This is a genomic window from Gulosibacter massiliensis, assembly GCF_900626105.1.
GTDB classification, from domain to species: domain Bacteria; phylum Actinomycetota; class Actinomycetes; order Actinomycetales; family Microbacteriaceae; genus Gulosibacter; species Gulosibacter sediminis.
This window is the reverse complement of record NZ_UYZX01000001.1, coordinates 636,997-650,812: the sequence shown is the minus strand read 5'-3', so window position 1 is coordinate 650,812 and position 13,816 is coordinate 636,997. Positions and strand designations below refer to the sequence as shown.

Annotated in this window: 10 protein-coding genes and 1 pseudogene; 6 read left to right on the top strand and 5 right to left on the bottom strand. The window is 64.3% G+C overall.

The window, feature by feature from the left end:
• Nucleotides 1-90: 90 nt before the first annotated feature.
• Nucleotides 91-573, bottom strand: coding sequence for a DUF6264 family protein (locus tag EJL01_RS03200; protein WP_125106256.1), 483 nt, complete (start codon nt 571-573; stop codon nt 91-93).
• A gap of 8 nt (nt 574-581) precedes the next feature.
• Nucleotides 582-1,610, bottom strand: a complete 1,029-nt coding sequence (gene fbaA, locus EJL01_RS03195; RefSeq protein WP_125106255.1) for a class II fructose-bisphosphate aldolase — start codon at nt 1,608-1,610, stop codon at nt 582-584.
• A gap of 203 nt (nt 1,611-1,813) precedes the next feature.
• Between fbaA and glpX the strand changes: the two genes are divergently transcribed.
• Entirely contained in the window at nt 1,814-2,758 is a 945-nt protein-coding gene (glpX, locus tag EJL01_RS03190; RefSeq protein ID WP_125107383.1) for a class II fructose-bisphosphatase, read from the top strand.
• Nucleotides 2,759-2,792: 34 nt separating this feature from the next.
• Here the strand turns inward: glpX and EJL01_RS03185 are convergent, their stop codons facing one another.
• Genes EJL01_RS03185 through EJL01_RS03175 form a run of 3 tightly spaced genes read right to left on the bottom strand, consistent with a single transcriptional unit; the run spans nt 2,793 to nt 5,964 of the window.
• Nucleotides 2,793-3,938 carry a DNA recombination protein RmuC gene (locus EJL01_RS03185; protein ID WP_125106254.1) on the bottom strand — a complete coding sequence of 382 codons (1,146 nt, stop codon included), beginning with the start codon at nt 3,936-3,938 and terminating at the stop codon, nt 2,793-2,795.
• A gap of 42 nt (nt 3,939-3,980) precedes the next feature.
• On the bottom strand, nt 3,981-5,330 hold the full coding sequence (locus tag EJL01_RS03180) for a hypothetical protein (RefSeq protein ID WP_125106253.1): 1,350 nt from the start codon (nt 5,328-5,330) through the stop codon (nt 3,981-3,983).
• A 19-nt stretch (nt 5,331-5,349) separates the two neighbouring features.
• Nucleotides 5,350-5,964, bottom strand: a complete 615-nt coding sequence (locus EJL01_RS03175) for a 3'-5' exonuclease (RefSeq protein WP_125106252.1) — start codon at nt 5,962-5,964, stop codon at nt 5,350-5,352.
• Between the two features lie 79 nt (nt 5,965-6,043).
• Between EJL01_RS03175 and ychF the strand changes: the two genes are divergently transcribed.
• The 5 genes and pseudogenes from ychF to EJL01_RS03155 all read left to right on the top strand — a co-directional run bounded on the left by ychF (nt 6,044) and on the right by EJL01_RS03155 (nt 13,816).
• Nucleotides 6,044-7,135 carry a redox-regulated ATPase YchF gene (gene ychF, locus EJL01_RS03170; RefSeq protein WP_125106251.1) on the top strand — a complete coding sequence of 364 codons (1,092 nt, stop codon included), beginning with the start codon at nt 6,044-6,046 and terminating at the stop codon, nt 7,133-7,135.
• Between the two features lie 22 nt (nt 7,136-7,157).
• Nucleotides 7,158-10,430 carry an ATP-binding protein gene (locus tag EJL01_RS03165; RefSeq protein WP_125106250.1) on the top strand — a complete coding sequence of 1,091 codons (3,273 nt, stop codon included), beginning with the start codon at nt 7,158-7,160 and terminating at the stop codon, nt 10,428-10,430.
• On the top strand, nt 10,427-10,897 hold the full coding sequence (locus tag EJL01_RS03160) for a DUF7680 family protein (protein ID WP_125106249.1): 471 nt from the start codon (nt 10,427-10,429) through the stop codon (nt 10,895-10,897). Before EJL01_RS03165 ends, EJL01_RS03160 begins: the two co-directional genes overlap by 4 nt.
• Before the next feature lie 9 nt (nt 10,898-10,906).
• Nucleotides 10,907-11,086, top strand: a pseudogene (locus EJL01_RS13460) (DUF1156 domain-containing protein); the annotation flags it as partial.
• 126 nt (nt 11,087-11,212) lie between these two features.
• Nucleotides 11,213-13,816 (top strand): DUF1156 domain-containing protein, encoded by a 2,604-nt coding sequence (locus EJL01_RS03155; RefSeq protein ID WP_241209086.1) that lies wholly within the window; start codon nt 11,213-11,215, stop codon nt 13,814-13,816.

Below are 13,816 nucleotides of genomic sequence, written 5' to 3'. Positions count from 1 at the left end.
CGTCATAAGCAGAACGGGACTGACGGATGCGCGCATCCGCCAGCCCCGCAACTCGGGTCGAGCGCGGCGTGAACCGCCCGCTCGGCCCGTTTACTGTGTCGGCGTTGGGCTCGGCGCGGGCGCGCCGTTCGCGAACCAGTCGATGATCTCGGGATGCGCGAACATCGCGGCAGTGACGACCGCGAGGGTGATGGCGACCGCGATGACGGCGCCGACGGCGGCGCACCACATCGCTCGCTTGCTCGCGTTCCAGCGGCGCACGGCGACGTAGAGCCACACGGCGTAATTCACGACTTGGGCGATCACGCCGGTCGTGGCGACGAGGCCGAGGTCGGCAGGTCGCGTGTAGTCGCCGAGGTCGAGTTGGTGATAGAGCAACGCGACCTGCGTCACGAGCGACTGCTCGGTGACGCTCGACATGTGGATGATGGTGCCGAAGATGCCGACCACAAATAGGCCGATGCCCATGATTCGGTCACCGCGCAGCCGAAGGCGGCGCAGTTCTTCTGGTGAAAACTGGCCACCGGGCCCTGGCTGCTTGCCGCGGGGCCCGGTGGATGGGGGTTGGGTCACGGGTGGCGCTAGATGGACTGCGATTTGCCGTGCGAACCGAGCTGCTGCGTGGCCTCGACGATGCGCTCCGACATGGCAGTCTCGGCCTTCTTGCCCCACGAGCGGGGGTCGTAGACCTTCTTGTTGCCGACTTCGCCGTCGATCTTGAGGAAGCCGTCGTAGTTCTTCAGCACGGTGTCGGCCACCGAACGCGAGAACGCGTACTGCGTGTCGGTGTCGATGTTCATTTTGATGACACCGTTGCTCACGGCGGTCGCGATCTCTTCGGCTGACGAACCCGAGCCACCGTGGAACACGAGGTCGAGCGGCTTTGCGGCGGTGCCGTACTTCTCGGCGATGCCGGCCTGGAGCTCGGCGAGGAGCTCCGGGCGAAGCTTCACGTTGCCGGGCTTGTACACGCCGTGCACGTTGCCGAAGGTGAGCGCGGCCATGTAGCGGCCCGCGTCGCCGAGGCCAAGCGCCTCAACGGTGGCGACGACGTCGTCGATCGTGGTGTAGAGCTTGTCGTTGATCTCTGCGGCAACGCCATCCTCTTCACCGCCGACAACACCGATCTCGACCTCGAGGATCTGCCCGTTGTTCTTGATGCGGGGCAGCAGTTCCTTCGCGATCTCGAGGTTCTCGGCGAGCGGCACGGCCGAGCCGTCCCACATGTGCGACTGGAAGATCGGCTCTTCGCCGCGCTTCACGGCCTCTTCCGAGGCCTCGATGAGCGGCAGCACGAACGTGTCGAGCGCGTTCTTCGGGCAGTGGTCGGTGTGCAGCGCCACCGTGATCGGGTAGTTCTTCGCGACCTCCTTGGCGAACGCCGCCATGGCGAGCGCGCCGGAGGCACGGGCGGTGCGGGTCTGGCCGGCGAAGTAGTCGGCGCCGCCGGTGGTGACCTGCAAGATGCCGTCAGAGCCGGCCTCAGTCAGGCCCTGCAGCACCGCGTTGATGGTCTGCGAGCTAGAGACGTTGATCGCCGGGTAGGCGAATCCGCCGTCCTTGGCGCGGTTGAGCATTTCTGCATACTGGTCGGGTGTGGCGATGGGCATAGCGACTCCTTCACTGTCGATCGACACGAGCATCGACTCTCGCAGTGTATCGATGTGTGTTGGACGCACCTTGCAGGTGAATGGTCATCTGTGGGTTGTGTCGCGCCGGTAGTCTGAAGTCAGATTTTCCACGACCGAAAGGGTTCAGCGTGTCCGAAGTCATTGAAGCGGAGCTCATCGAGCACCCCGACCGCAACCTCGCGATGGAGCTGGTGCGCGCCACCGAGGCCGCTGCCATTCGTGCCGTGCCGTGGATCGGTCGCGGCAATAAGAACGGCGCCGACGGCGCCGCGGTCGACGCGATGCGCAAGTTCCTCGCCACGGTGGAGTTCCAGGGCGAGGTCGTCATTGGTGAGGGCGAGAAGGACGAAGCGCCCATGCTCTTCAACGGCGAGATTGTCGGCAACGGCACCGGCCCGCTGTGCGACATCGCGGTCGACCCGATCGATGGCACGAGCCTGACCGCGGCCGGTCGCCGCAACGCGATCAGCGTGATCGCGGTGGCCGACCGCGGCTCGATGTACAACACCAAAGAGGTCTTCTATATGGAGAAGATCGTCACGGGCCCGGCAGGGAAGGGCATCATCGACCTCGAGCGCCCGATCGGTGAGAACATCACCGGCCTCGCGAAGGCCCTGGGCAAGCACGTCGATGACATGACAATCGCCGTGCTCGACCGTCCCCGCCACGAAGAGCTCATCTCGGACATCCGCGCCGCCGGCGCCGGCACCTCGCTGCTGCTTGACGGTGACGTCGCGGGCGGCATTAATGCCGCCCTCGAAGACGGCACCGTCGACATGTGCGTCGGCATCGGCGGCACCCCCGAGGGCATCATCACGGCCTGCGCGATCAAGGCGCTCGACGGCGTCATGCAGGGCCGCCTTTACCCGCGCAACGACGAGGAGCGCAGCAAGGCGGTCAACGCTGGTCACGAGCTCGGTCGCGTGCTGTCGGCCGACGACCTCGTACGCACCGACAACACCTTCTTCGTTTGTACCGGCGTGACCGACGGTGGCCTCGTGAAGGGTGTCAACCGCGAGCGTGACCGCATCACCACCGACTCGGTCGTGCTGCGCGCCCGGTCGGGCACGTTCCGTCGCGTGACCGCGGTGCACCGCGCATCGAAGTGGCTCGCTGACGAGGCGTAGACCACACCGAACCCTGGTCGAGCCCGGGCGCCGATTACCGGTGCTCGGGCTCGACTTTTGCGTCGGGCACGAGCTCGGGGGCGATGACAGCCCGCGGTGTTTTCTCGACCGATTTCGGCGTCTCGATGGGTTTCGCCGCGGCATCGAACTCGGCGAGCCGACGCGCGGTTGGCAGTACTCGGCTCTCGTAGGACCCGACGAACTGGTCATAGGCCTCGACCGAACCCCGTAGTTGGCGGCCGAGCTTCGCGAGGTGGCCCGACGCGGTGCCGATGCGGCGATAGAGGTCGCTTGAGAGCGCCAACACCTGCTCGACCGACTCGCTCACGCGTTCCTGCTGCCACGCGGCGGCGATCGAGCGCAGGATCGCCCAGAGCGTGGTCGGGGACGCGAGCGCGACGCCCTTGGCAAAGGCGTCGTCGAGCAAGGCCGGGTCGGCGGTGACCGCCGCCGAGAGTGCCGCCTCGCTCGGGAGGTACGCGACGACGAAGTTCGGCGAGCCCGGTACGACGGCCTGGTAGTTGCGGGCTCGCAGGGTGTCGACGTGGCCCCGCACTGCCTGCGCATGCTCGCGGAGAAGCCGCGACCGCAGCTTGGCGTCGGCCTCGGTGCCGGGCTGGGGCACGCGCATCCCTTCGAGGAAGCGTGACATCGGCGCCTTCGCGTCGACGACGAGCGCGTGCTCGCCGGGCAGGCGCACGACGGCGTCTGGCCGTAGCCGGCCGTCGTCACCCTCGACCGAGACCTGGGTGTCGAAGTCGACGTGGGGGAGCATCCCCGCGCTCTCAAAGAGGTTGCGCAACTGGGCCTCCCCCCAGTTGCCGCGGGCCGTGCCCGAGCGCATCGCCGCGGTAAGCTGCTCGGTGGCCGCCCGCAGCTCGGCGTCGGAGCTCGCCTGCACGCGCAGTTGCTCGCTCAACCGACCGTGCAGCTCGAGCCGTTCTTGCTCAAGCTCGTGCACGGTCAGCCGCAAGCGCGAGAGTTCGCTGCGCATCGGCGCGAGCTCTTGCAGGATTCGCGCGTCGCCCGAGCCGCGAAGCTCGGCCTGCGTCTGTGCCTGGCGAAGCTCGTCGACGCGGGCCTCGGCCGTCAGGGCGCGCCCGCGTGTGACGAGCACGCCGATTACCGCGCCGAGCGCGACGCCGATGAGAAGACCAATGATGAGCCCTGCGATGTCCATGCCTGCAGCGTGCCATGAGCCTGCGACATGGCCCGCCAACGACTAGGAGTTGCGACGGAACAGGCCGCGAATGCCGCCCGGTCGCTGACGCGGCGACGGCGTCGCGGCGGGTACGGGTGCTGGGCCCGGAAGCGTTGCCGTCTCGAGCCAACTCGCAAACGAGGCCCATTCGAGCGCGAGTTCGTTGCCGGTCGGTCGGCCGTAGGCGTCCGCAATCGCTAGCGCCGCCTGCAGCGGTTCTTCGTCGGCGGTGCGCTGCTTGGCAAGGGCGGCGCGGGCTTGAACACCAGGGAGCTCGGTGAGGATGCCGTGCTCGTGCAGTGCCTCGACGAGCACGTCAAACCGCTCGGTCATTGGCGGTTGGGCCTTCGCGAGACGGCGGCGCCGGTCGGCAAGGGCCCGCACTGCGAGGCTGGCGGCGCCGCTGTCGGACTTCGCGAGTTCGAGCAGCTTCGTGTCGGCAAACGGCGCGTTGGTGCGTTCGAGGGCGTCGATGTACTGCTCGAGTTCGCGGCCGTGCAGTTCGTCGTAGCCCTCGGCGAGTTGGTTGAACTGCTCGGCGACGCTCGGCGAGCGCGTGCCCGCGAGCACCTCGCAGGTCGCGGTCCACGACGCCGGCGGGTCGCCCGGTCGCGGGTTCGCGGTCGGCACGGCGTCGAGTGGTTCGGCCTCGCCCCAGTACGAGAGCACGACGCGCTGCACATCGTAGGAATCTGGTGTGGCCCGGGCCGCGGCGACGAGGAGATTGTCGGCAGCGCGCTCGGCGGTGTCGACGAGATCGGACGCGGCCATCGCGGCCTCGAGTTGCGTCAGGTCATCTGTGGCCGTCGGTTCGGCTGGCTGCTCGGTAGCCTCTTCGTGCTCCGACGACTCGTCTTCGGTGACCTGTGCTGCCGCGCTCGCCGCGCTATTGTGGCGCACGATCGCCTCGTGAGCGCGCTCGAGCAGCAGCCGACGCAGCGGCAGGTAGACCTCTTCGGCGTCGTCGGGGTGCAGCATCCGCGCGGCCTGCGCCGCTTCGGCCGGTAGATCGGCGTCGGTGCCGTGCTCGCCCCATTCCCGCAGCGCGGCGAGCGACTTTTCCCCGAACGCGCGCCGCGTGCGAGCGCCAGGCTCGGCGATGACGGTGCGCCACGCGAACTGCTCGGGGAACACTTCGGGCCACGTTTCCGCGATCTCGTCGATCGCGCGGTGGTCGTCGAAGGCGTCCGCGAGAATCAGCGCGATGCCGGCCTGCGCATCCTTGTCATTGCGGTCGCGCAGCGAGTTCCACCGAGCCAACGACTTGCGGTAGGCCGCGTCGCCCCCATCGGCGATGATTGCGATGGCGATGCCCGTGGCGTCGATGTTCTCGGGGCGCTCAAGCAGGTGCTGCCAGCGGGGTGCGGTCAAGGGATGCTCCTTGCGGTGGTCAAAATGTTGCGTCGGCCACGAGTTGGTCGTGCGCTGGCGCATCCTCGGGTTGCAGGTCGCGGATCTGCACTCGGGACGAGCTCGCAAGCTCGTCCATGTCGGTGAAACCGCCAGTGCGTGCGACGTCGACGACGATCGCCGCGCACGCCTCGGCATCCGCGAGGGGGTCGTGGTGGTTCTCCAGGGTATAACCGGCGGCGGCCGCCGCGCGAGGCAGTTTGTACGAGGGAAGTTGGTAGCTCGTGCGGGCGAGTCGGAGCGAGCAGAAATAGCGCATGCCGGGCACGGGCAGTCGGCTCGCGCGCGAGGCGGCGACGATGACTCCGATGTCGAAGCCCGCGTTGTGGGCAACGACGACGTCATCGCCGATAAAGTCGATGAGCCGCTGCAAGCTCTCACGCCACCGTGGTGCGCGGGCGACGCGCTCCGGGCTCACGCCGTGGAGCTGAATGTTGAACGGCTCGAACTGGTCATGACCTTCGGGCGGATGGATCAGCCAGGTCTCGCGTTCGACGAACTCGCCGTCGCGCACCCGCACCACGCCGACCGCGCAGGCGGAGGCGGGGGAGCGGTTGGCCGTTTCGAAGTCGACGGCGGTGAAACTGACTGACATGTGGCTCAATGGTGGCACGACCCCCTGACATTGTCGGGGCCGCCGCAGGCGATCCGCCCGGCCGGTAGACTAGGGCGCCGTGGCTCTTACTATCGGAATCGTCGGACTGCCCAACGTCGGCAAGTCCACCCTCTTCAACGCGCTGACCAAGAACACGGTGCTTGCCGCGAACTACCCGTTCGCGACGATCGAACCGAACGTCGGCGTCGTTGAACTGCCGGATGCGCGGCTCGGCCAGCTCGCCGAAATCTTCGCCTCGCAGCGGCTGCTGCCGGCAACGGTGTCGTTCGTTGACATCGCCGGCATCGTGAAGGGCGCGAGTGAGGGTGAGGGGCTCGGTAACCAGTTCCTCGCGAACATTCGTGAGGCGGATGCGATCGCGCAGGTCGTGCGTGGATTCTCCGACCCCGACGTCGTGCACGTCGACGGCGCGGTGTCGCCCGCGAGCGACATGGAGACGATCAACACCGAGCTGATCCTCGCCGACCTGCAGACCCTCGAGAAGGCGATTCCGCGCTTCGAGAAAGAGGTTAAGGGGAAGAAGCTCGACGCGTCCGTGCTCAACGCCGCGAAGGAAGCACTCGCTGTGCTCAACGAGGGCAAGCTGCTCTCGAGCAGCGATCTCGACCTCGAGCCCGTTCGTGAGCTCGGCCTGCTCAGCGCGAAGCCGTTCATCTACGTCTTCAACGTCGACGAGGCGATCCTCGCCGATCAGGGCAAGCTCGACGAGCTCGCCGCGCTGGTTGCGCCCGCTCAGGCGGTATTCCTCGACGCGAAGACCGAGTCGGAGCTGATCGACCTGCCCGCCGACGAAGCTGCCGAGCTGCTCGAGGCACTCGGCCAGGATGAGTCGGGTCTCGACCAGCTCGCGCGCGTCGGCTTCGACACGCTCGGCCTCCAGACCTACCTCACGGCCGGCCCGAAGGAAGCGCGCGCCTGGACCATACGCAAGGGCGACAAGGCACCCCAGGCTGCCGGCGTGATCCACACCGACTTCGAGCGCGGCTTCATCAAGGCCGAGGTCGTCTCGTTCGAGGATCTCCTCGCGGCGGGCTCAATGCAGGACGCCAAGGCGGCCGGCAAGGTGCGCATCGAGGGCAAGGACTACGTCATGCAGGACGGCGACGTGGTGGAATTTAGGACGGGGCTTACGTCAGGAGGCAAGAAGTGAAGACGAGACTGGGAGCGCTGGCATGAGTGATCTGATTCCACTGCGTAACGCTTGTGTGCCACGAGAGGATGTGCTTCAAGGAGGTCTCGCCGATAACCACTTCGCAGCACAGCTCGACAAGGTTGTACGTGACGCCGAGCACTATCCGGTTTACGGCGACGCGGGGGCGTTCTTTGCTCAGACCTACCCGACCTCCGGGTTGAAGACCCTTCTCACCAAGACCTTCGGTCGTATTGCTGGGGCGAAAGGCGTGGCAGGAGAGAACGGGGTCTTGCGGCCCACTACCTCCTTCGGTGGCGGCAAGACCCACGGCCTCACAGCGGTCTACCACCTGGCCGGTGGGGCGCGACCCGCCAACATCGCAGAGTTCATCGACCCAAGCCTGCTTCCGGACGGTGCCGTTCAGGTTGCCGCGCTCGTCGGCGATGCTCTCGACCCCACCGCCGGGGTTGACACCGATGGCCACCGCACCTACACCTTGTGGGGCGAGATGGCGGCACAGATCGGTGACAACGCCTTCTCGGTGATGGCTGCCAATGACGCCGATCGCACGGCGCCGGGAACAGGCACCATCAAGGCGGCGTTCGGCGGCAGGCCAACGATCGTCATCGTGGACGAGATCGCCAAGTACCTGCGAGCGGTGTCGTCCTCGGGCAGCGAGGACGTGCGTCGCATGGCCCGTGCGATCCCGGTGTTCCTGGGGAACATGTTCGAAGTCGCGTCTGACCCGACCAATCGGGTCTCAGTCATCATCACCCTGGCGGCCACCACCAACGCCTTCGGTGCAGAGACCACCGAGATCAGCGACCTCACCAGCGACGAGAAAGAACGGGCCGACGCGGCGAACGCCGCCTCCGTCAAGGCAGCGGAAGAGACCGGGGACGTACTGACCCGCGCCGTGCAACCGTCCGCAGTGATCCGCCCTGCCGACGACAACGAGATCGGTGAAATCCTCAAGAAACGCATCTTTGCCTCGGTCGATCAGACTGCGGCGACTGCTGCTGGTGACGCCTACCGAGACCTGTACGAGACACTCGGCAAGACCGAGCAGCTGGCGGGCGGCGCCGAACACCCTGCGACCTACGGCGAGTTGGTCACCAAGACGTACCCGTTCCACCCCGAGCTCGTTCGTGTCCTGGACAAGCGCCTGGGCAACATCACACAGTTCCAGCGAGCAAGAGGCGCGTTGAAGTTGCTGGCTGAGGTCGTGGCTCACATCTACGCGACGAACGATGACACCGCGATCATCAATGTTGGTGACATCGACTACGACAACGACCCGGTGCTGAACCACCTCACCGATGGTCTCGGACGGGCCGAATACGCCTCGGTGGCAGAGGGCGACTTCGCAGGCAAACAGTCGCACTCCGCCGCAGTCGACGCTGACATCTTCCCCGGCAAACCTGCTTACACCACCCGCGTCGCACGCACGGTGTTCACACATTCGCTTGAAATGGTGGCGACCGCAGGAGCCGGCCGCAACGACTGGGTCGTCGGCACACTCCGCCCAGGCGAAGACACCGCCATCTTCGAGAAGGCGCTCACGGAATCCGAGAAGGTCTTCTGGCATCTGTCTTTCGATGGCGGGCGATGGCGCTTCAACATCGAACCGAACGTCAACGCCATCATCGAGACCGAGAAGCGCAACGTCGCCAATACCGCCGTCGCGGCGATGGTCGACACACTCATCCGCAATGCGTTCGCTAACGATGGTGGCGCCAAAGCCGTGCACTTCCCGTCGGGCCCCGCCGAGGTCCACGACGAATCGGGCCTGAGAGTCGTGGTGCTTGACTATAACGTCGTGGCCGTCACGCAGAAGGGCGCAGAACAGCCGCCCGCAGCGATCGTTGAGATGCTTGACAAAGTGGGCTCCGTCGGCAGCCCGCGGACCTACCGCAACGCTGTGGTGTTCGCGGTCCCAGACGAGGAGCAGGTCGAGGTTCTGAAGGACCGTGCCCGCGCCCTAATCGCGTCCAACAACCTTGCCAGCGACGCCGCTCGACTCGCACAGTTCAGTGACGAGGTGCGCAAGAAGGTGGAGGTGTACAACAAGGAGGCCGCCCTCAACGCTCGCATCGCCGTGACGCGTTGCTACAAGCACATCTACTTCCCCTCCGGCGACAAGGGCACGGGGTACTTGCGCCATCGTGAGCTTCCCACTCAGGCACAGGGCGACACAAAGAACGCGACCTCGGCGGTGTTGAGTCTGCTCGAAGATGAGGACAAGATTCGAAGCAGTCCCTTCACAGCCTCCTATCTCCGGTCGAAGACCTGGCACGCTGCAAGCTCCGCCACCACACGCTCGATCGCCGACTACTTCTGGACCGATCACACGATCCAGATCGTCCGCAACCCGAACCTTATTCGTGAAGCGATCGTCAACGGGGTGAAGAACGAGAACTGGGTCTACTACGACGCGGGCACGGGCAAGACTTACACGGCAAGCACGATGACCGGGTTCTCGCCAGAGATGAAGCCTGACGCCGAGGTGATGACCGCGTCCGAAGCACAGTCACGGGGCCTGCTCGTTCGCAAGCCGACTCAAACCGACTTGCGCGCCGTCATCACCAACGATGACCTCACAGGAGCCGAGATACGTTCCCGCCTCGAAGCCCAGTGCGGCGGCGAACCCACCAAGACCGACGTTTTGGAGCTGCTCGCCACTGCGGTACAGGCCAGCGACTACAAGTGGTTTGTTGTCCTCGATGCACAGCCCGCACCAGGCGTCCGAGCACTGTCGCCCTCCGCGATCAAGGACAAGGGACTCGACGGCCTCCGCATCCTCAGCAGAGAAGCAGCCGACGCACAAGAGATCGAGGTGCCGACCCGCACACCGAACTCGAAGACCTTCAATGCAGCCGGCCCGGGCGGCGCGGCAATGCAGAGCCTACTCGATCAGATTTCGGACTTCACGGTCCCGACAGTAAGCACGATGACCTTGAAGGTCACCGCCGACGAGGCCTCAGGCACCAGCGACATCGACCTCGCCGTAGCCGCGCTCGGCATGCTGCAAAAGCAGCACATCACCGTTCGTGCGACGATCCGCGCTGAGTTCAAGGGGGTCAACGGCGGAGTCCAGTTCCAGGGCACCGCAGACCGTCAAGACTTCCAGTCCGCCTACAACCATGTGAAGAAGGCCATCGGCGGAGCGAACAAGGTAGCGGGGGAGGTCACCCTCGTCTTCCGCTTCACCCCCGCTCTCGACATCACCGACGCTCAGTTCGACCAGATTCACACGGTCGTCAAGAACCTCGGCATGAAGAGCACCACGATGACGGCCGAGGTGACCAAATGAGTGCGGTCAAGCGGTTCCGCCCCGCATCCCATCTCTCACTGGTCGAAGGCGTCCGAGGGTTCCGACTCGTCGTAACGCCGGGCCGAGGTGAAACCTTCGGAGTAACGCTTGAAGAGACCTACGGCGAGAGCGGCAACTCGATCACGGCACCGGTCAGCGAGGCCACACCTGTTCAAGCTGGTCGCGTGGTCGATGCGCTGTTCGTCGCGGTTCGCAAAGCCGGACACCAGCCGAGCGTGCTGGCTTTCAAACGTAAGGCGCCCATTCGCCTAGGCGAAGCCGAGGGAGTCCGCCTTGCGCTAGTCCTGCTCGCGACCCAACCCATTGCCAAGCATGAGCGAGTTCGGGCCCTCGTCGCCGGAATCAATGCCATGAGCGTCGAGGAGACCTACTACTGGTACTCCAAGTGCATGGGACTCGATGGCAACCGCGCCCGCAAGGCACTCCGAACCCTCCTCGCTGACTAAGGACACGATGTGACCACTTCAAGACCACGAGTCCTCATCGAGGATTGGCTACCCGTCGCAGAGCTCGGAATCGAATCGCGGCGGGAGAGGGCTGTCGTGACAGCGCTGCCTGCACTGAACTCTCTTCACATCTGGTGGGCGCGTCGACCGATCGTGACAGCTGCGGCGGTGGCACTTGCGGGTGTTCTCCCGGCATGGCATGAGGGTCTTGCCGCTGCATTCCCGGAATCGGATGAATTGCGTGACGAGGTGTCGTATCGATGCTGGTTGCTCCGCCTCATTGGTATCTGGGGGGACCCTGTGAAGGGGCGGCAGATGATCGATGCTGCTAATGCTTCGGGTGTCAAGCTGAAGGGGAATGGGTACGGCTATAAACAGGCCTTCCGCAACAGCGTCCCTCGAAGCGATGTCGATCTCCTCCACGCTGTCTTGGAACGTACTTGGGGGAAGCTGCCTGTTATCGCCGACCCGACTGCTGGAGGTGGTTCGATCCCGTGGTCTGCCAGTCGTCTCGGATTGCCGGTTGCAGCGAACGACCTAAACGGCGTGGCGGCGAGTGTGCTGAAGGCGAGTGTCGAGATTCCTGCCACGAGCGGCTCTGCCCTCACGCGAGAGATCAAGCGTTGGGGAGGCGAACTGGTAACCCGTGTTGAGCGGCGGCTCAAGGAATTCTTCCCGCTTCAAGGCGGAGAAAGTGTGATCGCCTACATCTGGACGAACGCTGTGCCTTGTCCGCGTACAGGACGCACAGTCCCACTCCTCACGGACAAGTGGCTGAGGAAGCCGGCCGGCAAGGAAGCCGCGGTCCGAATCATAACGTCCATAGATGACGTGGAGTTGGACGAGCCTCGATTCGAAGTTGCGCTGGGCAACGCAGTAGACAAGACTGACGCGAGTATCGGGACGATCTCACGGGGCAAGGCCATCTCGCCATACGACAATCTGGTCATCGATGCCGAGTACATCAAGGAGTCCGCCAGGAGCGGGCGTATGACGCAGATTCTCTATGCAGTCGCCATCAGAAAGCCGAGTGGCGAGAGGACTTTCCGGGCGCCGACCGGCGAGGACATCACGGCACTGTCCGCTGCCAGTCAGAAATTCTCTGAACGTAAGGACGAGTGGTTCGCCAACGGCATCCTTCCGACGGAAGAGTTTCCTGATGGCAACGACATGCGGCCGAAAAACTACGGCCTTGAGCGATGGATAGATTTCTTCACACCTCGACAAGCACTCGTGCATGGAACATTTGCTGAGGAGTTTGCTGAGCTGGTACCCGAGGTTCGAGAAGCGATAGGCGAGCGTGCAGACGACGTGCTGATCGAACTAGCAATGATGCAAAGTAAAGCTCTCAATTACAACTCGCGTCTCGCTTCGTGGCATGTAAGACAACAGACCTTGCGTAGCGTTTTCGACAGACACGACTTTGCGTTCAAGTGGAGTTTTGCTGAGTTCGAGGGAGCGACCGCTTTATTTGGCTGGTGTTTGGCGCGCCTTGTCGCGAATTACGAGGAGATTTCCACACTGTTCGACGCTACCGGCGGGTCAGAACTCAGCCACGGGGACCTGCTCTCCCGTGATGTCATCGTGACTCAAGGAAGCGCCGCCACTCTCACGCTCGGTGACGGTTCCGTCACGCACATCTGCATGGATCCGCCATATTACGACAATGTCATGTATGCCGAGCTAGCAGACTACTTCTACGTCTGGGAGAAGCGCACGCTCGGCCGACTCCTACCTGACTTCTTTCACGACGAGCTAACGGATAAGGATAACGAAGCGGTCGCGAACCTGGCGCGATTCGCCAGCATGGGTAGGCGGAAGAAGGAACTCGCCGACCTCGACTATGAGACTAAGATGACGGCGATATTCGAAGAATCTCGCCGCGTGCTATCGGACGATGGTGTCTTGTCCGTCATGTTCACCCACAAGCGTGCTGAAGCCTGGGACACGCTCGGTATGGGGCTTCTGCAGGCCGGCTTTACGATCGAAACGTCCTGGCCTGTGAACACCGAAGCTGAGTCGTCGTTGCACCAAGCGAATATGAACTCCGCAGCCTCCACCATCATGCTCGTTTGCCGGAAGCGGACTGAACGCAGTAGCGATCACAAAGTGTATCTCGATGACATCGAGCACGACATCCGTCAGGCAGCCCGCGACGCTGCAACGCGATTCCAGCACGACGGCATCAACGGCGTTGACCTCCTGCTCTCCACTTACGGGCCAACGCTTTCGGTGATCTCGCAGAACTGGCCCGTCTACTCGTCCACTCCGGACGTTGATGGGCGAGACCAGTTGCTCCGCCCCGAAGATGCTCTGGCTTTGGCGCGTGAGGAGATCGTGGACCTTCGCCGTTCCCGCCTCGTCGGTCAGGCCGCAAAGGTGGATGGCCTCACTGACTTCGTCCTCTTGGCATGGGACACGTTCGGTGCGCGCGAGTTCCCGTTCGATACGGCCCGCCTCCTCGCCCTGGCGGTAGGTGGTCTGGATGTCGATGACCTGGAACGCGCCAAGATCGTCTCGAAGGCATCCGGGAAGGTCAAGCTTTTGACACCCAAGGAACGCCTACGTCGCGGCGTCGATTCTGAACTGCCGGGCGTGACGCCGGAAGCGTCGTCGTTCGAGCACGTCATCGACGCCGTTGACACTGCGCTCTACGTTGCCGAGGTGGACGGTCAGCAGGCTGCTAAGCGGTTCCTCGACCGTCATGGATACACCAGCAACGCCGGGTTCATTTCCACCCTGCAAGGTCTGGCGAACGCAATCCCACGTACCAAGATCAAAGGCGCTTGGGTGGTGCCGGAGGCTGGACTCATCGACACTCTCTGCACCCTCTACTTCGATGATGTCCTCCTACCGGAGGCAGAGGAGATGGCCGCACTGGCAGACCCCAACGAGAACACACTATTCGACGTGGAGTGA

Coding starts and splice junctions, on each gene's coding strand:
- fbaA (WP_125106255.1), bottom strand. CDS start 1,610: ATGCCCATCGCCACACCCGACCAGTATGCAGAAATGCTCAACCGCGCC.
- glpX (WP_125107383.1), top strand. CDS start 1,814: ATGGAGCTGGTGCGCGCCACCGAGGCCGCTGCCATTCGTGCCGTGCCG.
- EJL01_RS03185 (WP_125106254.1), bottom strand. CDS start 3,938: ATGGACATCGCAGGGCTCATCATTGGTCTTCTCATCGGCGTCGCGCTC.
- EJL01_RS03175 (WP_125106252.1), bottom strand. CDS start 5,964: ATGTCAGTCAGTTTCACCGCCGTCGACTTCGAAACGGCCAACCGCTCC.
- EJL01_RS03165 (WP_125106250.1), top strand. CDS start 7,158: ATGAGTGATCTGATTCCACTGCGTAACGCTTGTGTGCCACGAGAGGAT.
- EJL01_RS03160 (WP_125106249.1), top strand. CDS start 10,427: ATGAGTGCGGTCAAGCGGTTCCGCCCCGCATCCCATCTCTCACTGGTC.
- EJL01_RS03155 (WP_241209086.1), top strand. CDS start 11,213: ATGATCGATGCTGCTAATGCTTCGGGTGTCAAGCTGAAGGGGAATGGG.